Annotated in this window: 23 protein-coding genes; 6 read left to right on the top strand and 17 right to left on the bottom strand. The window is 64.9% G+C overall.

Going from position 1 to position 24,689, the window contains the following annotated elements; translation table 11 throughout:
* Positions 1–33: 33 nt before the first annotated feature.
* A complete protein-coding gene (locus tag AC1AYP_RS01400; protein WP_476546552.1) occupies positions 34–1,416 on the bottom strand; it encodes a HEPN domain-containing protein in 1,383 nt (460 codons plus the stop codon).
* Positions 1,417–1,771: 355 nt separating this feature from the next.
* Positions 1,772–2,065, bottom strand: a complete 294-nt coding sequence (locus tag AC1AYP_RS01395; RefSeq protein ID WP_476546551.1) for a prevent-host-death family protein — start codon at positions 2,063–2,065, stop codon at positions 1,772–1,774.
* A gap of 96 nt (positions 2,066–2,161) precedes the next feature.
* On the opposite strand from AC1AYP_RS01395, the gene AC1AYP_RS01390 reads away from it, so the two are divergent.
* The 3 genes from AC1AYP_RS01390 to AC1AYP_RS01380 are packed head-to-tail and all read left to right on the top strand — an operon-like array spanning position 2,162 to position 3,222.
* Positions 2,162–2,722: a DUF7724 family protein gene (locus AC1AYP_RS01390; protein WP_476546550.1), complete on the top strand. Its 561-nt coding sequence runs from the start codon at positions 2,162–2,164 to the stop codon at positions 2,720–2,722.
* A complete protein-coding gene (locus tag AC1AYP_RS01385; protein WP_476546549.1) occupies positions 2,715–2,948 on the top strand; it encodes a DUF7723 family protein in 234 nt (77 codons plus the stop codon). Before AC1AYP_RS01390 ends, AC1AYP_RS01385 begins: the two co-directional genes overlap by 8 nt.
* Positions 2,941–3,222 (top strand): DUF4160 domain-containing protein, encoded by a 282-nt coding sequence (locus AC1AYP_RS01380; protein WP_476531825.1) that lies wholly within the window; start codon positions 2,941–2,943, stop codon positions 3,220–3,222. The genes AC1AYP_RS01385 and AC1AYP_RS01380 overlap by 8 nt, the downstream gene beginning before the upstream one ends.
* Positions 3,223–3,392: 170 nt before the next feature.
* Here the strand turns inward: AC1AYP_RS01380 and AC1AYP_RS01375 are convergent, their stop codons facing one another.
* From AC1AYP_RS01375 to AC1AYP_RS01325, 11 genes are all read right to left on the bottom strand, one after another.
* Positions 3,393–3,563, bottom strand: a complete 171-nt coding sequence (locus tag AC1AYP_RS01375) for a hypothetical protein (protein ID WP_476546548.1) — start codon at positions 3,561–3,563, stop codon at positions 3,393–3,395.
* Positions 3,564–4,169: 606 nt separating this feature from the next.
* Positions 4,170–4,733: a hypothetical protein gene (locus tag AC1AYP_RS01370; protein WP_476546547.1), complete on the bottom strand. Its 564-nt coding sequence runs from the start codon at positions 4,731–4,733 to the stop codon at positions 4,170–4,172.
* A 68-nt stretch (positions 4,734–4,801) separates the two neighbouring features.
* Positions 4,802–6,073, bottom strand: a complete 1,272-nt coding sequence (locus AC1AYP_RS01365; protein WP_476546546.1) for a class I SAM-dependent RNA methyltransferase — start codon at positions 6,071–6,073, stop codon at positions 4,802–4,804.
* A 59-nt stretch (positions 6,074–6,132) separates the two neighbouring features.
* Complete coding sequence (locus AC1AYP_RS01360; protein ID WP_476546545.1) at positions 6,133–6,861, bottom strand: DUF3159 domain-containing protein; 729 nt, start codon at positions 6,859–6,861, stop codon at positions 6,133–6,135.
* Between the two features lie 13 nt (positions 6,862–6,874).
* A complete protein-coding gene (locus AC1AYP_RS01355) occupies positions 6,875–7,744 on the bottom strand; it encodes a DUF3710 domain-containing protein (RefSeq protein ID WP_476531816.1) in 870 nt (289 codons plus the stop codon).
* A 73-nt stretch (positions 7,745–7,817) separates the two neighbouring features.
* A complete protein-coding gene (locus tag AC1AYP_RS01350) occupies positions 7,818–8,675 on the bottom strand; it encodes an exodeoxyribonuclease III (protein ID WP_476546544.1) in 858 nt (285 codons plus the stop codon).
* Positions 8,676–8,821: 146 nt separating this feature from the next.
* Positions 8,822–10,837, bottom strand: a complete 2,016-nt coding sequence (locus AC1AYP_RS01345; protein WP_476531814.1) for a dipeptide ABC transporter ATP-binding protein — start codon at positions 10,835–10,837, stop codon at positions 8,822–8,824.
* A 19-nt stretch (positions 10,838–10,856) separates the two neighbouring features.
* The gene (locus AC1AYP_RS01340) at positions 10,857–11,825 is read right to left on the bottom strand and encodes an ABC transporter permease (protein WP_476531812.1); all 969 of its coding nucleotides are present in this window, start codon (positions 11,823–11,825) and stop codon (positions 10,857–10,859) included.
* 19 nt (positions 11,826–11,844) lie between these two features.
* Positions 11,845–12,771: an ABC transporter permease gene (locus AC1AYP_RS01335; protein ID WP_476501904.1), complete on the bottom strand. Its 927-nt coding sequence runs from the start codon at positions 12,769–12,771 to the stop codon at positions 11,845–11,847.
* A gap of 241 nt (positions 12,772–13,012) precedes the next feature.
* Positions 13,013–14,647, bottom strand: a complete 1,635-nt coding sequence (locus AC1AYP_RS01330; RefSeq protein WP_476546543.1) for a peptide ABC transporter substrate-binding protein — start codon at positions 14,645–14,647, stop codon at positions 13,013–13,015.
* Between the two features lie 264 nt (positions 14,648–14,911).
* On the bottom strand, positions 14,912–16,009 hold the full coding sequence (locus AC1AYP_RS01325; RefSeq protein WP_476546730.1) for a tyrosine recombinase XerC: 1,098 nt from the start codon (positions 16,007–16,009) through the stop codon (positions 14,912–14,914).
* A 70-nt stretch (positions 16,010–16,079) separates the two neighbouring features.
* Between AC1AYP_RS01325 and AC1AYP_RS01320 the strand changes: the two genes are divergently transcribed.
* The 3 genes from AC1AYP_RS01320 to AC1AYP_RS01310 all read left to right on the top strand — a co-directional run bounded on the left by AC1AYP_RS01320 (position 16,080) and on the right by AC1AYP_RS01310 (position 20,029).
* The gene (locus AC1AYP_RS01320; protein WP_476546542.1) at positions 16,080–16,901 is read left to right on the top strand and encodes an ABC transporter ATP-binding protein; all 822 of its coding nucleotides are present in this window, start codon (positions 16,080–16,082) and stop codon (positions 16,899–16,901) included.
* Complete coding sequence (locus tag AC1AYP_RS01315; protein ID WP_476546541.1) at positions 16,898–19,687, top strand: ABC transporter permease; 2,790 nt, start codon at positions 16,898–16,900, stop codon at positions 19,685–19,687. Before AC1AYP_RS01320 ends, AC1AYP_RS01315 begins: the two co-directional genes overlap by 4 nt.
* A gap of 90 nt (positions 19,688–19,777) precedes the next feature.
* Positions 19,778–20,029: a DUF6725 family protein gene (locus AC1AYP_RS01310; protein ID WP_476501909.1), complete on the top strand. Its 252-nt coding sequence runs from the start codon at positions 19,778–19,780 to the stop codon at positions 20,027–20,029.
* Between the two features lie 11 nt (positions 20,030–20,040).
* On the opposite strand, the gene AC1AYP_RS01305 is transcribed toward AC1AYP_RS01310, so the two are convergent.
* Genes AC1AYP_RS01305 through typA form a run of 4 tightly spaced genes read right to left on the bottom strand, consistent with a single transcriptional unit; the run spans position 20,041 to position 24,644 of the window.
* Positions 20,041–21,189, bottom strand: coding sequence for a prephenate dehydrogenase (locus tag AC1AYP_RS01305; RefSeq protein WP_476546729.1), 1,149 nt, complete (start codon positions 21,187–21,189; stop codon positions 20,041–20,043).
* A 20-nt stretch (positions 21,190–21,209) separates the two neighbouring features.
* Entirely contained in the window at positions 21,210–22,235 is a 1,026-nt protein-coding gene (locus AC1AYP_RS01300) for a prephenate dehydratase (RefSeq protein WP_476546540.1), read from the bottom strand.
* Positions 22,236–22,252: 17 nt separating this feature from the next.
* The gene (locus AC1AYP_RS01295) at positions 22,253–22,708 is read right to left on the bottom strand and encodes an alcohol dehydrogenase (protein WP_476546539.1); all 456 of its coding nucleotides are present in this window, start codon (positions 22,706–22,708) and stop codon (positions 22,253–22,255) included.
* A 4-nt stretch (positions 22,709–22,712) separates the two neighbouring features.
* The gene (typA, locus tag AC1AYP_RS01290; RefSeq protein ID WP_476501912.1) at positions 22,713–24,644 is read right to left on the bottom strand and encodes a translational GTPase TypA; all 1,932 of its coding nucleotides are present in this window, start codon (positions 24,642–24,644) and stop codon (positions 22,713–22,715) included.
* Between the last annotated feature and the right edge of the window lie 45 nt (positions 24,645–24,689).

Below are 24,689 nucleotides of genomic sequence, written 5' to 3'. Positions count from 1 at the left end.
GCGACATAAGAAGCAATATACTATATTCGGACATTATAAACTTGGCACACGAAATCCGGGAAAATGAAGTACCTGTTTGACTTCATCTGAATCGAATCCAACTTCGCAAAGTATAAGATACTGCACAATACCTTCCAAACTATTGACAAGCATAGGAAAATCGTGCACATAACGTTCATCATTACCGTGACTTAATGAATTACGCATACGGCTTAGAACGTTAGAAACATAACATACACAGTCATTTGATATTTCTTCATTTGCATATGCTTTTACAGCGTCAAATTTCATCATAGAATTGATAGCATCAATAGGAATTGACTGAAATACAGAATTTAGCTTCTGATAAAGCGGAATGTGAATATCTGGAAATAGGTGTTTCCTTATGAACTTAAGATTGGAACGGGCCTCCATACCATCAACATTGTTTTTAAGCTCTTTTAAGTATTCAAGAGCCTTTTTACGCCTTTCTTTATAATCATTGCTTTTTTCATCTATTTTCTCTTTATTTATAATATCATAATATACCTCAAGGCTTTCCACCAAAAGAAGAAATCGCATTCGGGAAAGAGACTCGCCCGATAGCATTAGTTGACCATATGGAGGCAAGAGCTCTACAATCTTCCGCTTCCACACGAAATACTTCTCAACAAACTGCGCTGGCGAAAGATGCGTTACCGGCAAAACCGGAATCTGTGATTCCTCATCTGTATTAACGATAGATTCCCCATGCACCGTACATGGAAAATCTATGCCTCCTATCGAGACCAATGCATATACGCGAAGGATACTCTCAAAACGTTGCGTCAAAACTGATACAAATGATTGCAGTGGGGCAATCCACGAGCACATAAGCCGCTCATAGCCAATCCCATTAGGATTATCAAATTGTATGTCAATATCCTTGAGCACAGAATCACGTGACATATTTTCGACAATGATCAATTCCATACCCGTGGAGTATTTTCTCCACTCCCGATAAAATGAAGAATAATCTCTGTCTACACTGTTCCACCAAGACGATTCAGACTTTTCAAAATCATCCATTTGTGTCAAATCAACAATTAATCTCATTCCAGATATACATACGGCCGTCTTCTTTACTACACATTTATCATGCGGAGATACTTCATCATCTACTGGCTGATTCGATATAAACCCTATTCTTGATTCTATATAACCAAAATTAATTATAGCATCAGGAATTAAAACTATGCGTCCATCGTCAAACTTCCCAATAACAAGTTTCCTTTTGGTTGGACCATAAAATTCATCAAAAGCCTTGGAAAGGCTGTTAATCTTACCAGTAATATGCATCTGTGATACATTAATTAAGCCGTCATATCGCATTACCTCACCTAGATCATTTGGCACGCTCCAGATAATATGTTCTTGCTTTTGTGTTAACTCAGCCATTGCCACTTCCCCATTTTTCTTTAACATTTAATTAGCCAATTACTGTTTCACTGCCATGTTTATCTACCTGCTCATTATGCAAAATCCTTTATTTGATAAAATTCAAAATTTGCCCTACGCAAACTTTGCCTTAAACAACCTGTTATCAAAAAAATAATACAGAGACGTTTGCATACTCCAATGCCGTCATATAGAATTATCTTGACAAAACTGTAGATTACTTTATCACCTTTGAAGTCTTATATATGACAATTTGACGAAGATGTAAAAAACGATTAGGCAATCCGAGCGTAGCCAAGACATTGCCAATGCTGTTTATTGTCAATAGAATCTATTGTTTTCAGCAACCAGTGGTTCAGAGTGCATCGAAATAGTCATCCATATCATCGACGGACTTGAATGAGTGGGTGTATTCGCCACTGGTCGCCTGGCGTCGAGCTTCCGCGTTGCGCAGCGCCTTGACCTCCTCCTCCAATTCCCGGAAATGACGGTAGTCATGCTCGTTGATGATGAAATACACAGGCTCGTTGTTGCGGAGCACGGTGACGGGCGTGTTGTCCGCGACCTTCGCGAACTCGGCGCTTGCGGTGCCACGGCCAAAGCGGCTGATGGGAACCAAGGTATCCACGGGGACGGTCAGCATAGCCATATCAAACCTCCATGTTTGAAACCATGTATATTTGCATGCTATCACAATGCACCGGTAGTGTTGAGGGCCCCTTCGGGCTCACGCAATAATGGGCGTATGGAATCGGAAAGGATTCTGTGGACGCGCGGCACCCACGGCTCGTTCGACTGGCCTCTGCTCGATGGCGGCTCTTTGGCCGTGGGCCGATTCGAGGTTGATGGACCTCCGCTCAACGCGTTCCACGCGCACGCTTTTCCGTGGCAGCTCCCTTCACGTCCCAGGCAGAAAACGGCACAAGCCTACGCCGCCTATAATCGAAAACGACACGGAACCGCTTTCGCGGCAGGTACCGGAAGGAGGAAATCGACCATGTGCGCACCACCTGCATGCAATCTGGAACCGGGAAACGATACGGCGTATCTCAGTACGGAGAACGGCTTCACCGTGTTCGAATATGGCGGTCACCGCATACGCTTCCGGGCCCCCTACTCACTGGAACGATACACGGATATCAAACAATGGGATGATGACGGATATCTGGTCGTAGAAGCGAAATACAAGCACAACGCCCTGCCCGAGGAAGAATACATCGATTTGGGGCCTATCCTTACGAATCTTTACATCGACGCCGCCCGTTTTCTCAAGCCGATCAAGAAAGTGAGGATATCCCATGCCTGATATCGCGGCAATCGCCAGCACTGCGGGAATGATCGTCAATGGCTACGCATTCACCAACGCCGAAAACGGCCACGTCAGAGTACTGAACCTCAATAGCCCCGACTCGGCCACCGTACTCGATCGCGACGGCACCGTGCTGGAGACCAGTATGGATGATATGGAAGTCGGCATCGTTCAGGAGTATTACCGGAACAACCGGGAATTCCTAGAAGAGGAACATGCCTAAGTACTTCCAATTCATGGTCGCCGGATACTATCTGTACTTCACTTCATTCTGTGTTATCGAATGCATGCATGTACACGCCAGCGACACCAAACTTACCGAATCCGGTTCAGCGAAGTTCTTCGTAAAAGCCAACGGCGACACCACTTTGGAACGCCAAGGCAGACTCACCGCAAAGGAAGTCTCCATAATCCAGAAGTTCATCAAGAAGAACTATCGGGAGATGTATCTCAAGTGGAAGGAGTACAGCACCGAGGACTTCTATGGACGTTCCTGAGTTCCATATCAGACTATTCGGGCAGTTCAACTCATGTTCTTCCATGCACAGCGGGCCACACGCATCCATGGCATGGGAATTCCAGGAAAGGTTGAATCGATTCGGTTCCACTGGTTTCGGCTCGATGCGGCGATGGTGACGAGGGTCCAGGCCGGGTTAGTGCAGGAATCCTATCGTCGTTCCAGCATGCGTTGCATGACGCCGTTCTTCACGGCGTCCTTGAAGTGGCCGATGTGGGCTCCTCGCAGCACGTACGACTCATCGTCGGAGCCGTCATCGTAGCGTTCCAGTTCCTCCTGCATGACGGCTCCGATCGTCTCGGCGAATTCGGTGAACGTCATGGCCTGATCCAAATCAATGCCGAGCGCGGCATACGCTCGTACCACATCGGGCTCGACACCCGCATCGAACATTTTCGTGGCGACACTCATAACGCACTCCTCCCATCGGCTTGCGACCGACATCACACCGTCATCACCCTCATCCTGGCACACCCAAAGAACACGGAGATGTGCATAAGGCGCCGGACCCATCACATCGATGTGAGTCTGCGTCGTCGATGTGCCATTGGCGTCGCTTGGTACCGATGCTTGGCATGGCAGCGACGCTGAGATGGTTTCCGGAGTCGGAAGCGCGCCAAGGATGACACAACCCGGACGCTGACGGGGGCATGAGCGTCGGCGGTCTGCCAAACTTGGCACGGATACGACGCTGGGAGAGCTCTTAGCGTCGGGAGTGCGCCATGGGTGGCGCGGAAACGACGCTTGGAGGATGCCCGGCGTAGGTTCCACGCCAAGCATGGCACGGATACGACGCATGAAAGGCACCCGGCGTAGGTTCCGCGCCAAAGCTGGCCGGAACCGACGCGGGATGGCAGGCTCCGACGGGGATGGCAGGCGGACAGCACGAATTGTGATGCGCAGCCTAGCCTTGCGCTCCCCCATCCCCTATCTCACCGTGCTGACGGTGATCCGGCGGGTGTGGGGTTCGTCGTTGAGGATGGTCATGGCGGCATCGTCGATCGGGATGGCGTCGGCGGCGCGGTCGTTGATGGTGAGCGTGGCGGCGTAGAGACGCTCGTCGGCGGGCGCATGCACGGGCGAGAGCAACGCGACGGGGATGCCGGCGTCGCGGGCGTCCTGCAACGCGGAATCCCAGCCAGACGAGTCGGTCGTGACATCGATGTCGGCGATGATGACGAGGTTCACGACGCGCGAGACCATGTCGCGCACGCCCTGCTGGGCGCGGGCGGCGGCCGTGGCGGAACCGGAACCGGCGGAGGAACCGGCGGAAGCCCCGGAATCCTTCACCGACACGTACACGGCCTCCAATCCGGCGTCGGCGAACGCATCCAACACCACCGAATCGGCGGTGGCCGTGGCGGAACCGACGACGCCGATCACCGCGTCGTCGCGCACCGTGCCGACGTGCGCGATGGACGGCGTACGGCCCTGCGTGTCGCCGACCGCGGTGCCATGCGGCGCGCACGCGGCCGGCACCAGCAGCGCCACAGCACACAACGAGCATGCGATGGCACGAACCGTCCGGATCGCGGCACCCCGCAAGGCGGCACCCCCCGTCACGCGGCGTCCCCTCCGCGGCGGAACAGTGCCACGGTTTCGACGTGGTGGGTCATCGGGTAGATGTCGTAGGCGCGCACGTCGGCGAGTTCGTAGCCGAGGCCGCGCAGCGTGCCCGTGTCACGGGCGAGCGACGTCGGATCGCATGCGATGTAGATGATGGAGCGTGCGCCCGCCTCGGCCATCTGACGGCACACCTTGGCACGGGCACCGGCGCGCGGCGGGTCGAGCACGATGAGGTCGGGGTTCGCGAGATGCGCGGGCACGTGCGCGAGCGTGCGGGCGACGTCGCCGCAGCGCGCGTCCACGTCCGCGAGATCCATGCGGCGCAGGTTGCGCTGCTGGCTTTTGACCGCGTCGCGGCCGCCTTCGACGCTGAACATGCGCGTGCGCGGGGTGACGAGCGTCGCCAGCGGCAGCGTGAACAGTCCGGAGCCGGAGTAGAGGTCCCAGATGACGGCGTCGTCGCGACCGTCGAGTTCGCGGCGCGCCAGGTCGATCACATGGTTCGCGAGCGCGACGGGCGCCTCGCGATGCACCTGCCAGAAGCCGTTCGCGTCGACCTCGTAGGTGAACGTGGTGCCGGCGACCGTGACCTGCTCGTTGAGCACGCGCGAGCCGGCGGTCAGTTCGCCGTCGACGAGGATCGCGTGATTGTCGCGGATGGCGACGCCTCCGCGCGGCTCGGGCACGGCGAGTCGGATCTGCGAGCCGGGTTCGAAGCCGCCGTCCCACACGTGCTGCCCGGCGGCTACATCGAGCAGGGTCTTCGTGGCGAGCGGCATCGTGTCGAGGGGGACGCGCACATGCGTGCCGCGACGGCGCATCGACGGACGGCCGTCCTCGTCGGCGATCATCTCGATGCGCGTGCGCCAGTGGAAGCCGCCGAGCGCCTCGTCGCCGTCCGCGCGTTCGATGGGCACGGCCACGTCGATATGGCCGAGTCGGCTCAGCTGTTCGGAGACGGTGACCGCCTTCCACTTGAGCTGGCCGGGCAGGGAGACGTGCACGAGGTCGGCGCCGCCGACGCCGCCGCCCATGGCGAGCGGGCCGGCGAGCGGCCATGCGGGCGGGACGCGGTCGTCGCTCGGTTCGATGACCTCGACGACCTCGCCGGCCCAGAACCGGTCGTCGCGGTCGTGCGGCTCGTCGAGCGCGATGCGGACGTGCTCGCCGGGCAGGGCGAAACGGACGAACACGACGCGTCCGTCGATGTGGGCGACGCAGCGGCCCTGGTCGGCGTAGCGTTCGATGCGGACTTCGGCTTCCATGGGTTCCTTTTCGGTTGTGTCTTCTTCGGCTGTGTCTTCGGTTTCGATACCTATTCGGTCTATTCGGTCGCCTCGCGGGCGCGTGCGGCCGCCTTGTGGCGGTGCAGGGGCGTCGCGATGACGAGGTAGCTCACCCAGATGGCGAGCGCCCAGAACGGGATGCCCATGAGGAGACGCGTCACGCCGAGCGCTGCCACATGATCGGTCACGTAGAGCGGCACCTGCACGGCGAGGCGCAGGGCGAACAGGCCCAGCCACAGGGCGGTGATGATCATGTACGCGCGTTTCAGCGCCTTGTCGTCCATCCAGTCGTGGAACCATGCGCGGAACCGTTCGGTGGGCATCTGGCGGATGAATTCGATGACGAGGCCGAGACCGGGCACCCGCGCGGCGAGCGAGACGGCGAGCAGCGCCGCGTACACGCCGTTCGTGAGGAAGCCCAGCATGTAGTAGTTGCGGGCCTCGTGGCTCTTCCACGCCCAGACGAGGCAGATGCCCACGGCGATGAGGCCGCTCAGCGCGCCCATCACCGATTGGCGTTGGATGAGACGCGCGAGCACCTGGATGACGGCCAGCGCGGCGGACACGCCGATGGTGAGGTTTAGATCGTTCGTCGCGATGAACAGGACGACGAACACGACGCCGGGCAGCATCGATTCGACGACGCCGCGCGGGCCGCCGATCGCCTCGATGACGGAGAAGTCCTCCCCCGCGCCGTCGCCGGCATGGTCGCCGGCCCCGGCGAGTGCGCCGAGACCGGTGCGCTTCCTCTGATTCGGATCGGCCACGTTCGCGCCCACGTCAGCGGACTTCGGAGAACATCGGGCCGCGCGAGAGCGTGGTCTTGACCTCCGTCTGCTGGTCCTGGCTCAGCGGGCCGTCCGGACGGGTGGGGACGTCCTTCAGGTGCTCCTTGCCCTGCGCTTCGGTCTCGCCTTCGGCGGCGGCCTTCGCGGCCCGGCGCTCGGACGGGCTGACCGGCGGGTGCATGGGGATGAGGTCGCGCGGGGCGAGCGGCTCCTCGCCGCGCTCGACGACGATGTCGGAGAAGAAGCGGTTGAGCGCCTCGGTCTCCTCGGCGTCCGGGTCGGTGGCGGCCACACCGGAGAAGATGCCGCGCAGCATCCAGCGGGGGCCGTCCACGCCGACGATGCGCGTGGTGAGGGTCTTGCCGCCCTTGATCTCGACGGGCAGGCGCAGCTCGGTGCCGAACACGCCCTCGACGGCGGAGGCCTTCTTGTTGGCGGCGAGGAAGTCGTCGCGCCAATCCTCCCACAGGCCGAGGGTCTTCGGCGCGGCGTACGCCTCGATCTCCAGGCTGGAGTTCTTGTAGGTGATGGTGGAGCCGAGGATGGCGCGGGTGGCGCGGTTCGCCTTGATGCGCAGCTCGATGTGCTGCATGAACGGCAGGTAGTAGGCGCCGAGGTCGAGGTAGTCGTCGTAGTCGGGCACGTCCTCGTCGTCCACGTCCCACGGGCCGCGCTCCTCGCCGCGTCCCGCGTATTCGCTGCTCGCCTCCGGCAGGGCCGCGGCGGCCGTCTCCTCGGCGGTCTCGCTGTCGGCCTTGGCGGCGGCGTTCGCGGCCGCGGCGGCCTTCGCGTCCTCGTCCTCGGTCTCGACGGCGGCCTTCGCGGCCTTGTCCTTCTTCTTGCCGAATCCGAACAGTCCCATGGTTCCTCGTTTCGTTGCTACGTTCTTTACGGTTGCGACCCTGTTAAGCCTAACACCTTCGGCTGCCCGTAGGTCACACGTCGTAGCGGATGGTGAGGGGCGCGTGGTCGGACCAGCGCAGATCGTAGGCGGGCGCCTTGTCGATGACGAATCCGCGCGCGGTCTCGGCGAGCTCCGGCGTGGCGAACTGGTAGTCGAGACGCCAGCCGACGTTGTTGTCGAAGGCGCGGCCGCGCTGGCTCCACCACGTGTACGGTCCCTGGATGTCGCCGGCGAGGTCGCGCATCACGTCGACGAACTCGTACTCGTCAAGCCACCGGTCCACGTAGGCGCGCTCCTCGGGCAGGAAGCCCGCGTACTTCACGTTGCCCTTCGCGTTCTTGATGTCGAGCGGCGTGTGCGCGATGTTGAAGTCGCCGCACAGCACGGCCTGGCGTCCGCCCTTCGCCGCCTCGTCACGCAGTTCGCCCATGCGCGTGAGCATCGTGTCGAGGAAGCGGAACTTCTGCGCCATCTTCGTCGCGTCGTCGGCGTTGCCGGCGTGCACGTACACGCATGCGACGGTGATCGAATAGCCTTGCGGGGTGACGACGTCCGCCTCGATCCAACGGCCTGAATCGACGTCCTCGTCGAGGCCGGGCAGTCCGTGGCGCACGGCGGTCACCTCCAGGTCGGAGAGCAGGGCGACGCCGGCGCGGCCCTTGACGCGGCACACCTCGTTGACGCGGTGCAGCGCGGCCGGGCCTTCGACGCGGCCCGCCTCCGCGTAGTCGGCGGCGAGACCGTCGAGGATCGGGTCGAGTTCGGCCTGCGGGGCGCGCACCTCCTGCATGCACCACACGTCGGGCGTGTTGCGTCGCGCCCACTCCTCCACGCCCTTGCGTTTCGCCGCGCGGATGCCGTTCATGTTCGATGTCGTGATGGAGATCATGCGGCTCACTATACGGGCATGCATGACGAAAGGCCCCCTCTCACTCGTGTGAGAGGGGGCCTTTCGTCATGCGTTTCGGGTCTCTTCCCCACCCGGCTTCGCCGGGAGCCCCCTCGTCAGAGGGGGCCGAGGGAAAGGGCTAAGGCTCAGTCGAGGCCGAGCTGGAGCTTGCCGCCGGGGATGGCGTCGAGCAGGTCGCGGGTGTACTGCATCTTCGGGTGGTTGAACACCTCGTCGGTGGTGGCGTGCTCGACCAGACGGCCATGCTGCATCACCACGACCTCGTCGGCGATCTGGCGGACGACGGCCAGATCGTGGGTGATGAACAGGTAGCTCAGTCCCTTTTCGGCCTGCAGGTCGTTGAGCAGGTGCAGCACCTGGTCCTGCACGAGCACGTCGAGGGCGGAGACAGCCTCGTCGCACACGATCACGTCCGGGTTGAGGGCCATGGCTCGCGCGATGGCGATGCGCTGGCGCTGGCCGCCGGACAGCTCGTTCGGGTAGCGGGTCATCACGGACTCGGGCAGTTCGACCATGTCGAGCAGCTCGCGCACGCGCTTGGCGCGGCTCGTCTTGTCGCCGATGCCGTGGATGCGCAGCGGCTCCTCGATGGAACGGTAGATCGAGTACATCGGGTCGAGCGAGCCGTACGGGTTCTGGAACACCGGCTGCACGTGGCGGCGGAACTCGAGGAGCTCCTTGCCCGTGAGGGAGGCGATGTCCTTGCCCTCGTAGAGCGCCTTGCCGGAGGTGGGCGTCAGGAGCTTCAACACCATGTTCGCCACGGTGGACTTGCCGGAGCCGGACTCGCCCACGATGGCCAGCGTGGAGCCGCGCTTGACGGAGAAGGACACGTCGTCGACGGCCTTGAACATCTCCTTCTTGCGCGGAAGCTTGAACTCCTTGGTCAGATGGTCGACGACGATGACGTCCTCGCTCTTCTCGAGCTTGTCTTCGCCGACGATGTGGTGCTCGAGCAGCGCGTCCGCGTCCTCGCCGCGCTCGTGCGCGGAGATGATGCGCTGGGAGGCGAGCGACGGGGCGGCCGCGACCAGACGCTTCGTGTACGGGTGCTGCGGGTGCTGGAGCACTTCGAGCGACGGACCGGATTCGACGACCTGGCCCTTGTACATCACGACGATGTGCTGGGCGCGCTCGGCGGCGAGGCCCAGATCGTGGGTGATGAACAGCACGGCGGTTCCGAGCGAGTCGGTGAGCATGTGCAGATGGTCGAGAATCTTCTTCTGCACGGTCACGTCGAGCGCGGAGGTCGGCTCGTCGGCGATGAGCAGGTCGGGGCGGCAGGCGAGGCCGATGGCGATGAGCGCGCGCTGGCGCATGCCGCCGGAGAACTCGTGCGGGTACTGGCGGGCGCGGGTGGCCGCGTCGGGCAGGCCCGCCTCGGAAAGGAGCCCCGCGATGCGGTCGTCCACGGTGGAGCCGGTGACGTGGGCCTTGGCGATCGCCCATGCCTTGTCGTCGGCGACGCCGGCCTTGATGAGGTCGTCGGCGACGCGCCAACGGGTCTCGGAGCCGGGCACCCACTCGCCCTTGAAGTAGTCCATGGACTTGGCGGCCGCCTCCTCGCCGACGCCGGCCTCGGCCAGCGCGGCCTTGGCGGCGTCGAGCAGGGCGGGCAGCTCGGCGGATCCGACGAACGTCTCGTCGTCGTTGCCCTTGAGCTCGACGTCCGCCTCCTCGCCGGCCAGGGCCTTGGCGAGGGCGGAGCGCTTCTCGTGCGCCACGTCCATGTTGTTGGCGGTGAGCGCCTCCTTGACCTGCGTGCCGATGCGGTACACCGGATTGAGGTTGCTCATCGGGTCCTGCGGGACGAGGCCCATCTTGTCGCCGCGCAGCTTGTCGAAGTCCTTCGGCTTCAGGCCCGTGAGCTCCTGGCCGTCGAGCTTGATGGAGCCGCCGACCACGTGGCCGGTGCCGGGCAGCAGGCCGAGCACGGCCATGGCGGACGTGGACTTGCCGGAGCCGGATTCGCCGACGATGGCCACCCACTGGCCAGGGTAGACGGAGAAGGACGCGTTGCGCACGGCGTGCACGGCGCGCTTGTCGTCGGTGGTGAAGTCGATGGCGAGGTTCTTCACCTCGAGCAGCGGGCCGTGGGCCTTCTGCATCTCGACGATCTTGGCATCGTTCGTGTTTTCCATTTGTCTTCCTACCTCACACTCAGGCCGTGCGGCTCTTCGGATCGAGGGCGTCCTTGACGGCGTCGCCCATCATGATGAAGCTCAGCACGGTGATGGCCAGCGCCACGGACGGGTAGAACAGGACCATCGGGTTGGTCATCAGGTTGACCTGCGCCTGCGAGATGTCGCCGCCCCAGCTGACGGTCGTGGTCGGCAGGCCCACGCCGAGGAAGCTCAGCGTCGCCTCGGACACGATGTAGGAGCCGAGGGACGTGGTGCCGATGACGATGATCGGGGCGAGCGCGTTCGGGATGATGTGGTGGAACAGGTTCCTCATCGGCGTGGAGCCGAGCGCGGTGGACGCGGTGTTGAACTCGAGGTTCTTCGCCTCCATCACCGAGCCGCGGGCGATACGCGCGGTGGACACCCAGCCGAACAGGGCGAGCACGAGCACGACCTTCCAGATGGAGGTGGAGGTGCGGAACATCTGCAGGACGACGATGGCGCCCAGCAGGAACGGGATCGAGTAGAAGATGTCGATGATGCGGCTCAGCAGCGCATCGACCCAGCCGCCGCAGAAGCCGGCGACCGCGCCGATGAGCGTGCCGATGGCCACGACGATGATCGTGGTCAGCAGGCCCACGGACAGCGAGGTGCGGGTGCCGTAGACGGTGCGTGCGAACACGTCGCAGCCCTGGAAGTCGTAGCCGAACGGGTGGCCGGCCTCGGCGGGCTCGAGCGAGTTGTCGAGGTTGCAGTAGTTCGGGTCGATCTTCGTGATGACGCCGGGGAACAGCGCCACGAAGACGATGCACACGATGAGCACGCCGGAGATGATGAACAGCGGGTTCTTGCGCAGCGTGCGCCACGCGTCGGCCCACATGCTCGTGGCGGGGGCGGATTCGTCGACCTTGTCGACGGCCTGCAGCGGGGTCTCGTCGAGCGGGGCGACGTAGCGCTCCTGGCCGGGCAGCGTCTCGTAGACGGCGGGTTTGGTTTCGTCGGTCATGATGTCCTTTCCTCCCTCGTCACTCGTAGCGGATGCGCGGGTCGAGCGCCGCGTACAGCAGGTCGACGATCAGGTTGCAGATCACGAACACGAGCAGCAGCAGCGTGACAATGGAGACGACGAGGTTGCCTTCGCCCTTGAGGATGCTCTGGTAGGTGAGGAAGCCGACGCCGTGGATGTTGAAGATCTGCTCGGTGATCATGGCGCCGCCCATGAGCGCGCCGAGATCCTGGCCGAGGTAGGTGACGACGGGGATGAGCGAGTTGCGCAGCACGTGGCGGACCATCACCGACTTGTTCGACATGCCCTTGGCGCGCGCGGTGCGCACATAGTCGAGGGCGATGTTCGACGAGACCTCGGAACGGGTGAGTCGGATGATGTACGCCATCGAGACCGATCCCAGCACCATCGCCGGGAAGAGCAGCTCGGTGAACGTCGGGTTGGCACTGGCCGTGACGGGGATGAGGCTCCACTGCACGCCGAGGAAGTACTGGCCGGCGAAGCCGGTGACGAACGTCGGCACGGAGATGAGCAGCAGGGAGACGATCAGGATGACCGAGTCGTACCACTTGCCCTTCTTCAGGCCGGAGATGATGCCGAACACCACGCCGAAGACCGCTTCGAAGACGAACGCCATGACCGCCAGCTTGATGGTGACGGGGAACGCGCGTCCGATCTCGTCGATGACCGGCTGCCCGGCGAACGTGTTGCCGAAGTCCAGCGTGAACGCGTTCTTGAGGAACAGCAGGTACTGGATGATGAATGGCTTGTCGAGGTTGTATTCGGCGCGGATCTGGGCGGCGACCGCTTCGTTGACGGGCTTGTCGCCGAACATCGCCTTGACCGGATCACCCGGCAGCGCGAAGACGAGCGCATAGACCAGAAGCGTCGCACCGAGAACCACGGGGATCATCTGCAGGATACGGCGCAGAAGATATTTGCCCATCGGTTTCTCCTTGTTTCACGGACCGGTGCGTGACGCCGTTCGGATGCGCCTTTCGGGCGCGTCGAAGCCGCCCTGGCCGGTCGCTCAGTACCCCGTTAGTTTACCCTATGCGCCGACACGAATGTTTCACAATGATGAATCACAGGTGGACGGGATACGACGAAGGGGACGGAACCCGGATGGGTTCCGTCCCCTTGTGGTCTCGATTCGAGAGAGGAATCGGATCAGGCGAGCGTCAGGCTCACTTGGTCAGCTCCTCGTAGACCGGCAGGTTCTGCCAGTTCATCTCGAAGCCCTTGACGCTGGTGCTCGCGACGCCGGCGGCGTTGGAGTAGTACAGCGGGATGGCCGGCAGGTCGTTGAGGAGGATCTCCTGCGACTGCTGGTAGATCTTGTTGGCGGCGTCGGTGGTCTTGGCGGCGTAGGCCTCGTCCATCAGCTTGTCGAACTCGGCGTTCTTGTAGTCGCCGTCGTTGGAGCCGTTGCCGTCCGCGGCGGCGGAGGCGTACAGCTGGAACAGGTAGTTCTCGGCGGACGGGTAGTCCGGCTGCCAGCCGGTGCGGAAGGCGCCCTTGATCTGGCGGTTGGTGACCGCGTCACGGAACTCCTGGAAGGTCGGCATCGGGTTGGTGGCCGCGTCGATGCCCAGGTTGTTCTTCAGCTGGTTGACGATGGCGTCGTAGATCGGCTTGGCGCCGCCGTCGGCGTTGTAGGCGAAGGTCAGCTGGCCGTCGTACTTGGAGATGGCGTCGGCCTTGGCCCACAGCTCCTTGGCCTTGGTCGGGTTGAACTCGAGGTTGCTCTCGCCCTTGAGGCTGCTGGAGTAGCCCGGGGTGAGCGGGGAGGTGAAGTCCTTGGCCGGGGTGGCGACGCCGCCGAGGACCTTCTCGGTCAGCTGCTTGCGGTTGATGGCCATGGAGATGGCCTGGCGACGGAGCTGGCCCTCCTCGGTGTTGGTCTGGAAGTGCTCGAGGTTGGACGGGATGGTGAAGGTCTGGGAGACGGAGCCGGCCTTGTTGTAGGCCTGGACCTTCGGATCCTTCTGGAAGGTCTTGGTGGCGGAGGCCGGGACGGACTCCATCACGTCGAGGTTGCCAGCCTGGATGTCGGCGTAGGCGGCCTTGTCGTCGGTGTAGATCTTGAAGGTCACGCCGTCGTTCTTGGCCACGTCATTGCCCTTGTAGTCGGGGTTCTTGACGAGGTCGATCTCCTTGTTGTGATCCCACTTGGAGAACTTGTACGGGCCGTTGCCGACCGGGGCCTCGCCGAAGGCCTTCGGATCCTTGTAGAAGGATTCCGGCAGCGGGGCGAACGCCAGGTAGCCGACCTTGATCGGGAAGGTGGCGTCCGGCTGGGACATGTCGACGGTGAAGGTGTGGTCGTCGACGACCTTGAGGCCGGAGAGCTGCTCGTCGCCCTTCAGGTTCTTGGCGTCCTGCAGCTCGTTGAAGCCCTTGATGGTGGAGAAGAAGGAGGAGCACTTCTGCGCGTTCTTCGCGTTGGCGGTGTAGCTCCAGGACTTGGTGAAGGACTCGGCGGTCACCGGGGTGCCGTCGGTGAACTTCCAGCCGTCCTTGAGCTTGATCGTGTACTGGGTGGCGTCGTCGTTCGGGGTGATGGACTCGGCCACTTCGTTGGAGGCGTTGCCCTTGGCGTCGAAGGAGACGAGGCGGGCGAACAGCAGGTCGCCCGGCTTGCCGCCGCCGGTCTCGTTGGTGTTGCCCGGGATCAGCGGGTTCTGCGGCTCGGAGGCGTACGAGGTGATGATGTTGTTCGAAGCGGTGCTGCTGCCGGCGTTGTTCGAAGAGCCGCAGCCGCCCAGCATGGTCGCGACGGCGCACACGGCCGCGGCGATCGCGAAGGCTTTCTTCTTCATATGGATTCTCCTGTTTCATCCGGGCGCGGGGGTTCCGCGCCCTGTCACGCGAAGGGGGCCGGTGGCCTCACGGCCAGCCAACCCCCTTGCTGATCGCGTCCCATTGTGCCGCAGAACGGAAACGTTGTGTTACCGAATTGCGAATATTCGGTGAAAGACCTTGGCGTTTCCTGCCAGTTCCGTCCCGGTTCTCCGGGAATCACGTCATCGTCGCCGCCGTTCCACATTCCGGACATCGTCGGCCGCGCCCGCGCCGCTCCCGGCTCACGCGCGCGGGAACGCCTGCGTGTAGCGCGACTTCAGCTGTTCGATCGAGACGTGCGTGTAGCGCTGCGTCGTCTTGAGCGAGGAATGGCCGAGCATCTCCTGCACCTCGCGCAGGTCCGCTCCCCCGTCGAGCAGGTGCGTGGCGGCCGAGTGGCGCAACGCGTGCGGCGAGATGTCGGGCACGCCGGCGCGACGCGACGCCTCGTGCACGATGCGGCGGGCGATGCGCTGGTCGAGCCGCCCGCCGCGCGCGCCGAGGAACAGCGCGGCCGCGGCGTCCGCACGCGCGTCCCGCCCGGCGTCGCGACGTACCGGTTCCGTTCGCCCGTCGCGAACGGAACGCCGTCCGTCGCTGCGCGCGCCATGCGCGTCGCGTGACGCGGCCGCCGCAAGGACGGGCGGCCGGCCGCGTCCGATCCACCATTCCAGCGCGCGTGACGCGGGCAGTCCGAACGGTACGACCCGCTGCTTGTTCCCCTTGCCGGTGACCCTGACGGTGCGGTTCGCGAAATCCACGTCCGTCAGGTCGAGTCCGACGAGTTCGGCCACGCGGATGCCGGTCGCGTACAACAGTTCGAGGATCGCCGCGTCGCGCAGACGCATCGCCTCGCCAAGGACTCCGTCATCGGCGGCGCCGCCGTCCCGCGTCACGCCGCCGGCCGCCGCACGCCCGTCGCCGCCGTCGTCTCCTGCGCCGCGGGGCACGCCGTGCGCCCGTTCCTCGACCTCGCCCATGAGCCGGGACGCCTGCGCTTCGGTGAGCACGGCGGGCAGGGTGCCGGGGATCTTCGGCGTCATCAGCATGGCGGCCGGATCGGTCGCGGTCACGTCATGCCCGTGCGCCCACGCGAAGAACCGGCGTACGGCGACGGTCTTGCGCGCCATGCTGGAGCGCGCGTGCGAGCGCGACTCATGCGCCATCCACGCGCGCAGGTCGTCGGGCGTCACCTCGTTCAGATCCTCGACGCCGCGCAGCTCCAGGAGATGCAGGCACTCCCCCACATCCGTCCCGTACGCCTTGAGCGTGTTCGCGCTCAGCCCGCGGTTCGCCCCGAGATACGCGAGGAACTCCCGCAACCGGTCGTCGAAGCGCATGCCGATCCTTTCCTCCATGCCGTTCTCCGATAGACTATAACCGTTCGCGATAGTGGGAAATGGGGCGGCGATGGCACGACATGCGGCACGACGGAACGGGAATCGGAACGACGTCGGACGACGCGACGACGGGGAGGTCGTGGCGCGGGCCATCGACCTGACGAAGACATACGGCGACGCGGACGCGCGCGTCACCGCCCTCGACCATGTGGACGTCGCGTTCACGCGCGGCGAGATGACCGCGATCATGGGACCGTCCGGCTCGGGCAAGTCCACGCTCATGCACATGATGGCCGGCCTCGACACGCCCACCTCGGGCCGCGTGCTGGTCGAAGGCCTCGAGGTCTCGTCGATGAGCCAGCGCCAGTTGACGAGACTCAGGCGCGACCAGATCGGCTTCATCTTCCAATCGTTCAACCTGGTGCCCACGCTCACCGCGGAGGAGAACATCCTCCTGCCGCTGCAGATCGCGAAACGGCCCATCGACCGCGCATGGTTCGACAAGGTCGTCGACGTGGTGGGCCTGCGCCCGCGCCTGAAGCACCGGCCGAGCCAGCTGTCCGGCGGCCAACAGCAGCGCGTCGCCTGCGCGCGTGCGATCATGGCGCGCCCCTCCGTGATCTTCGCGGACGAGCCGACCGGCAACCTCGACTCGCGCTCCAGTCGCGAGGTGCTCGGATTCCTCAAGGATTCAGTGCGCGAGTACGGGCAGACGATCGTCATGGTGACGCACGATCCGCGCGCCGCCTCCTACGCGGACCGCGTGCTCGTGCTCGCCGACGGGCGCATCACCCGCGACCTCAGGCACCCGACGTACGAGGAGATCCTCGCGCAGTTCGCCACCGAAGGCGACGAGGCGCGGGGACCGGAGGGGGACGAGGAGGCCGCATGATCCGTATCGGGCTGCGTGACGCGCGGGCGCATCTGCCGCGGTTCGTCATGTCGATCATCGCGATCGCGTTGGGCGTCTCGTTCGTGGTCGGCTCGTTCGCGTTCCGCGCGATGATGAACGACCAGGTCGACCAGATGCTCGGCTCGAACACCGACGCCGACGTGTACGTGCGCGGCGTCAAGGAGAAGAAGGACGACGCCGCGACGGCGGGGACGGGCTCGGACTCGTCCTCGTCGCTCAAGACGTACAACGACATCGATGCGTCGCTCGCCGACGACATCGCCAAGGTGAAAGGCGTCGAGTCAGCGGGCGTCACGTACTCCGTGTCCGGTTCGCTCGTGCTCGTCGCCAAGGACGGCAACGCGGTCTCCACGATGGGGTCGCCGACGATGGGCATCGGCCTGGAACAGGGCACATGGCGGTCCGCGCATCTGACCAAGGGACGCTGGGCGAAGGACCGTCACGAAATCGCCCTGCACGCGTTCGCCGCCGAGACCGCGGGGCTCGCGGTGGGCGACACGACGAAGCTCGTCTACCCGTCCGGACCGGAGGACGTGAAGGTGGTCGGCGTCTTCGACACCGACGTCTCGCAGGCGGGCGCGATCATCATCGGCCTCGCCCCTTCGGTCGCGCGCGACCTTCAGCAGGAGCAGACCGGCGAGATCGGCGTCACCCAGTACATCGGCGTGTACGGTTCGGCCAACGGCGGCGCGGCGCTCGACGGCGCGCAGCAGCGGGAGCTCGCCGAGCGCGTCGACGGCGCGCTGCCGGAGGACGCGAAGGCCACGGCGATCACCGGCGACCAACTGCGCGACGAATACTCGCGGTCCATCAAGGACCAGTTGGGCTTCATCCAGCCGCTGATTCTCATCTTCGGCGTCATCGCCCTGTTCGTCGGCTCGTTCATCATCGCGAACACGTTCTCGATGATCGTGCGCGAATCGATGCGCGGCTACGCGCTGCTGCGTTCGGTGGGCGCCTCCCCCGCGCAGGTGTTCTCCACGGTGATCGTGCAGGCGCTACTGCTCGGCCTGATCGGTTCGGGCGCGGGCATCGCGCTCGGCTGGGGCATGGTGCGCCTCATCGTGTTCGGACTCGCGCAGGCGGGCACACCGATGACCGGCGCCGCCGATCCGGGCCCGACGGACATGCTCGTCGGCCTCGTCGTCGGCCTCGCGGTCACGCTGGTCGGCGCGGCGCTGCCGGCGCGCAGGGCGGCGACCGCGCCGCCCATCCAGGCGATGAACGAGACCGTGAACCCGGAGAAGCCGATCATGCCGCGCGGCGTCGCGGGAACAGCGATGATCGCGTTCGGCGCCCTGTGCTGGGTCTTCTGCCACCGCATCGCCTCGGCGGGCGACGGAGGAAAGCCGACGCCGGTCGCGTTCCTCAACGATCTGGCGTCGCGGTTGGGCGTCGGATGGCCGCTCGGCGCGGGCGCGGCGCTCATCGTCGTCGGCGTGATCGTGCTCGCGCCGGCGCTGGTCGGCCCGGCCGGCGTCGTGCTCGGCTGGGTCCCCGCGCATGTGTTCCCGGTGACGGGACGTCTCGCCGCGCGCAATCTGACGCGGCAGAAACGGCGCACGGCGAACACGGCGGCCGCCCTGTTCGTCGGCGTCGCGATCGTCAGCTGCCTCGGCGTGGTCGCCTCGTCGGCGAAGGCATCGGTCGCCGGCATCGTCGACACGGGGCTCAAATCCGATTTCACCGCGATGAGCGCGTCCTCCGGTCGCATCCCCGACGAGGCGGTCACGGCGATCAGGAAGACCAAGGGCGTCGCCTCCGTGTCGCAGAGCCGCATGCTCATGGGCGTCACCTACGGTTCCGGCGACGACGCGGCGCAGGCGATGACGTTCGCCGAACAGCCGTCCCTGTTCTCGAAGGTGTTCGCGCCCGTCGCGAACTCCGGCGACGCGGACAGGGCGCTCAGGTCCGGCGAACTCGTCGTGGGGCTGTCCGTCGCGCAGGACAACGGCTGGAAGGTCGGCGACACGGTGCAGGTCAACGGCCGGCGCGTCGTCGTCGACGAGGAGGCGACCGCGAAGGCGCAGGCCGACTATCAGGCGAAGCTCATGGCCGGGCAGGCGCAGCCGGTCGACCCGTCGACGCTGGTGCGCACGACCACCGAGACCACGCATGTGAAGATGAAGGTCGGCGCGGTCATCGAGAACTCCGTCTACCGGTCGATGGTGCTGATGAATGACGAGCGCGCGGAGCAGATCAACAACGAGAACACGATGTTCACGATCATGCTGTTCATCAACGCGGCTCCGCACGCGGACACGGCCGCGGTGAAGAAGCGCCTCGTCAAGGCGGTCAAACCGTTCTACGTCATCACCGTGCAGGACCGCGACGAGTTCAAGTCGACGATGTCGACGATGGTCGACCAGATCCTCATCATCCTGTACGCGCTGCTCGCCCTGTCGATCGTCATCGCCGTGTTCGGCATCGTGAACACGCTCGCCCTGAGCGTGTCGGAACGCACGCGCGAGATCGGCCTGCTGCGCGCGATCGGCACGTCGCGCGGGCAGGTGCGCGGCATGCTCGCGATCGAAGCGTCGCTGATCGCCGTGCTCGGCACGCTGCTCGGCGTCGTGACGGGCGTCGTGGCGGGCGCGGTGATCCGCGAGGTGTACGCGTCGAACGGGTTGGAACGGCTCTCGGTCCCGTGGGGGCAGTTGGGCGTGTTCCTCGCCGCGTCGATCCTCGTGGGCGTCGTGGCCGCATTGCCGCCGGCGCGACGCGCGCTGAAGGTACCGGTGCTCGACGCCGTGGCGACGGACTGAACGGAGGAATCGGGGAGTACAGTGGCAGATACCGGACATCGACGTCCGGAACGGACCATACAACGGATCATTTCGGGGAAAGGACGAATCATGGCATTGCCGAGGCAGATACCGTCGGGCGCACGCGTCGTCGTGCGCGTCATCGAGGGCGTGGACCCGGCCGACGGACGCACCAAATTCCGCGACTACGTGGGCCACGTGCTCGGCTGGGACGGGCGCACGCTCGAACTGTCGCGCGACGCGGCCGCGAACGGCTCGCGCCCGCAGCAGCACGTGACGATCGACGCGGACACGATCGCCACGCTGAAACCGGTGCCGGAGCGGCCGCGGACGAGGCCGTAGGGAAACTCCGATCACACGGCGGAGCGGATCTCGGCGCGGGCGGCATCGGGGCCGTCGAAGGCGATGATGTGTTCGCCGCGACGGGCGGATTCGAGCAGCGCGCCGCGCCAGTCGCCGGACGGGTCGATGCGCAGCTCGACCGTCCTGTACGGATTCCCGCGTGCGGCCGCATCGGCCTGCGACGATTCCGTTTCCGCACCCCGCTCCCCCGCCTTCCGCGCGGCGATGGCGCGCTGGGCGGCCTTGTAGTCGCGGAACGGCTGTCCTTCGGCGAAGAAGCCGAGCATGTCGGTCTGCGCCTGCGCGCCGACGGCGATGTCGCGGGCGTCCTGTTCGCCGTGCAGCAGGTTCGCGACCTTGAGCAGCCGGGAGGCCACGTCGCGCAGCAGCCGTTCGACGTTCTCGGCGTCCTCCTCGACCATGGCGCGCGTGCGGTCCGGGTCGGTCAGGGCGACGCGCGTCATGTCGCGCCAGCTGCCCGCGGCGAGCGCGGCCGCGATGTTGCGGTCGGGGCTGGCGACGAGCGTGTTGATCATCGCGGTGGCGACGACGTGCGGCATGTGGCTGATAAGCGCGGCCGCCTTGTCGTGCGTGTCGTCGTCGAGGACGATCACGCGGTCGCCGACGCCGGCGGTGATGAGTCGGGCGACATCGAGGAACCGCCGGTAGTCGGTCGTCTCGTCGACGGTGATGGCCCACAGGGCGTCGTCGTAGAGGTGCGGGTCGGCGGCCGCCCAGCCGGACAGCTCGTTGCCGGCCATCGGATGCGCGCCCACGTAGCGGTCGCCGAGCCTGGCGGCCTTCACCTGGTCGCGCACCATGCCTTTGACGCTGCCCACGTCGGTGAGCGTCACATCGAGGCCGGGAGTGCCGTCGATCAGAGGTTTGAGCACGGCGAGGATGGCGGGCATCGCCTTCAACGGGTTGCACAGGATGATCGTCGAGGGTCGCGCGGCGACGAGCGCGTCAAGCGTCGGCGCGCAGCGGATGCCGGCCTTCTCGGCCTCGGCGTACGGGTGGGGGCGGTGGTTCCATGCGACGACGTCGATGCCGCGGGAGACGAGCCTGCGGGCGAGCGAGCCGCCGATCAGTCCGAGCCCGATGATGCCGATCGGCCCGGCGGATGCGGGCGTGCGATGTCCGGCGGTCGTGGCGGCCATGTCGATCGTGGCGGTCGTGTCTACCACAGCAGTTCCCTCCTCGTGGTCTCGTCCTGTTCCCAGTCGTCGCTGATGCGCGTCGCGTCGAGATGCACGCCGCCCTGCGGCAACCTCCACGCCTCGACGGGCGGGTTGGAGCGTTCGCGCCGCGGGTAGACGGCGAGCGTCTTCAGCCAGATGCCGTGCGCGGCGAGCGTCGCGAGCACGTCGCGGAAGCGCGGCTCCCACGGCGCGGCGTCGAGCGTGTCGATGAAGCTGTATGTGCCGTCGTCGCCTTTGATGGGACGGGACATGAAGCTGGTCATGTTGAGTCCCGCGTCGCGCAGGATGTCGAGCACGTTGGCGACGACGCCGGGGCCGGTGACGAGCGGGATGAACGTGATGATCGTCTCGAAGTCGGTTTCGCGCGCGCGTGCGCGGTCGTTCGACGCGCGCACGTCGTCGCGCCTGCCGAGGACGAGGAAGTCGGTGTGCGCGCCTGCGAAGTCCTGCACGCGCGCGGCGAGCGTGTCGAGTCCGTAGAGTTCGCCGCAGATGCGCGGCCCGAGCGCGACGCCGCCCGGCTGAAGGTCGCGGCAGGCGGCCGCGTTCGACGACGCGGGTGTGGGCGTGAGATGGTGGTCGGCGATGAACCGCTTGCACTGGGCGAGGCCGTGCGGGTGCGCGGAGACGGGAATCGCGGCGGAACCAGCACCGTCGGCGGTTTCCCCAGCGTCGCGCGCGGCGAGAGGATCGTCGCCGCGTCGCGTGAACGCGTCGAACGCGACGTCGACGCGCACGCGCGCGAGGCCGGCGACGTTGGTCGCGTCGATGAGCGCGTCGAGGTTCGGCACGACGTAGCCTTCGACGTTGTTCTCCCAGGCGATGACGCCCAGGCCGCGGCCCGAGCGGACGGCCTCCATGATGGCGGGGACATCGGGCAGGGGGACGAGGTCGAAGCCTGGCTCCCCCGTCGTCTCATCCGCGAGCTGCACGGCGGCCTCCATGGCCGCCTGATGCGTGAACGTGCCTTCCGGCCCGAGATAGAACAGGGTTTCGCGTGTCATAGGACACCACTGTACCGTCACTCGCCCTTCGGGGCGGGGATGCGGAACCATGATGCGGGCGGGACCAGCATGGCGACCTGCACGAGGATCACGCCGTACAGCCAGATGTAGCCGACGTGCTGGCTGAAGAACGTGGTCGGCGTGCTGAATCCGGCGACGACGAGCGCGTCGCCTCCCGGGCCGGGCACGAGGGCGAGGCCCCAGGCGACGGCCGAGGAGACGATGAGATGCAGGGCGAGGCCGGTCACGCCCTGGCGCGCGCGGGCGCAGTAGGTCGACAGGGCGATGATGAGGAACGCGAGCGCCAGCCCGTAGGGGACGTTCGAGGCCGCGCCCATGCGGTGCGCGAGCGTGCCGACGAACGCGGCGCCCGCGCCCGCGAGCGACGTGACGACGGTCCGGCCTAGAGGGCCGAACCGGTGCGACCACGGCCGCCCGTCGGAGCCGGCCGTGGTCTTCGCGCGCTCCGTCACTTCGTCACTTGCCCTGCTGGGCGGCGTTCTGGCGACGCTGCTTGGCGCGCCACTTGTACCAGTCCTCGCGGCCGAGGATGATTTTGCGCACGCGGATGGACTCCGGGGTGACCTCGACGCACTCGTCCTCGTTCGCGAAGTCGAGGGACTCCTCGAGGCTCATCTTGATCGGCGGGGTGAGGGTCTCGAGCACGTCGGCGGTGGAGGAGCGCATGTTGGTCATGTGCTTGGCGAGCGTGATGTTCACGTCCAGCTCGTCGGGCTTGTTGTTGACGCCCACGACCTGGCCCTCGTACACCGGGGACTGCGGCTCGACGAAGAAGTTGCCGCGCGCCTGGAGACGCTGCATGGCGTACGGGGTGGCGACGCCCTTGCGGTCGGAGACCATCGAGCCGTTCTGGCGGATGGTGATCTGGCCGGCCCACGGCGCGTAGCCGGCGGAGATGGAGGAGGAGATGCCGGTGCCGCGGGTGGCGGAGAGCAGCGCGGTGCGGAAGCCGATGAGGCCGCGGGACGGCACGGTGAACTGCAGACGCACCCAGCCGGAACCGTGGTTGGTCATGCCGTCCATGCGGCCCTTGCGGTCGGCCATGAGCTGGGTGACGGTGCCCATGTACTCCTCGGGCACGTCGATGGTGGTGTTCTCCATCGGCTCGTTGATCACGCCGTCGATCTTCTTGGTGACGACCTGCGGACGGCCGACGGTCAGCTCGTAGCCTTCGCGGCGCATCTGCTCGGCGAGCACGGCCAGCGCGAGTTCGCCGCGGCCCTGCACCTCCCAGGCGTCCGGACGGTCGGTGGGCAGCACCTTGATGGACACGTTGCCGATGAGCTCGCGGTCGAGGCGGTCCTTGATCATGCGGGCGGTGAGCTTGTGGTCCTTGCCCTCGGTGCCGGCCAGCGGGGAGTCGTTGACGCCGAAGGTCATGGAGATGGCCGGGTCGTCGACGTGGATGAGCGGCAGCGGCTTCGGGTCGTTCGGGTCGACGATGGTCTCGCCGATCATGATGTCGTTGACGCCGGCGACGGCGACGATGTCGCCGGGGCCCGCGGACTCGACGGGCTGGCGCTCGAGGCCCTGCGTGCGCAGCAGCTCGGCGACGCGGAAGTTCTCGATGGAGCCGTCGACGCGGCTCAGGCCGTAGGTCTTACCCTTCTCGAGCGTGCCGTTGTAGATGCGCACGAGGCCGAGACGACCGAGGAAGTCGGAGGAGTCGATGTTGGCGACGTGGGCCTGCAGCGGCGCGCCCTCCTCGTACTCCGGGGCGGGGATGTTGGAGATGATGGCCTCGAACAGCGGCTCGAGGTTGTCGTTGTCCGGCAGCCCGCCGTTCTCCGGCTGGTTGGCGGAGGCGTAGCCGGCCTTGGCGGCGCAGTAGATGACCGGCATCTCGAGCAGCTGGTCGAGATCGAGGTCGATGCCCTCGTGCTGCACGTCGTCGGCCAGGCCGAGCAGCAGGTCGGAGGTCTCGCCGACGACCTCCTCGATGCGGGCGTCCGGACGGTCGACCTTGTTCACGCACAGGATGACCGGCAGCTTCGCCTCGAGCGCCTTGCGCAGCACAAAGCGGGTCTGCGGCAGCGGGCCCTCGGAGGCGTCGACGAGCAGGACGACGCCGTCGACCATGGAGATGCCGCGCTCGACCTCGCCGCCGAAATCGGCGTGGCCGGGGGTGTCGATGATGTTGAGGGTGATGCCCTCCGGGTGGCCGTACTTGGCGGCCAGCGGGCCGGTGTACTCGACGGCCGTGTTCTTCGCGAGGATGGTGATGCCCTTCTCGCGCTCCAGATCGTTGGAGTCCATCACGCGATCCGGCACTTCCTCGCGCTCGTTGAACACGTGGGACTGCTGGAGCATCGCGTTCACCAGCGTGGTCTTGCCGTGGTCGACGTGAGCCACAATCGCCACATTACGGATATCACCGCGAACCGCCATCGAAACCTCTCTTGATTGATTCTGTTTGTTCTTGTCGCGTAACCG

Source organism: Bifidobacterium sp. LH_424 (assembly GCF_056356895.1).
The sequence above is the reverse complement of the archived record's forward strand: the minus strand, read 5'-3'. Positions and strand labels throughout refer to the sequence as shown.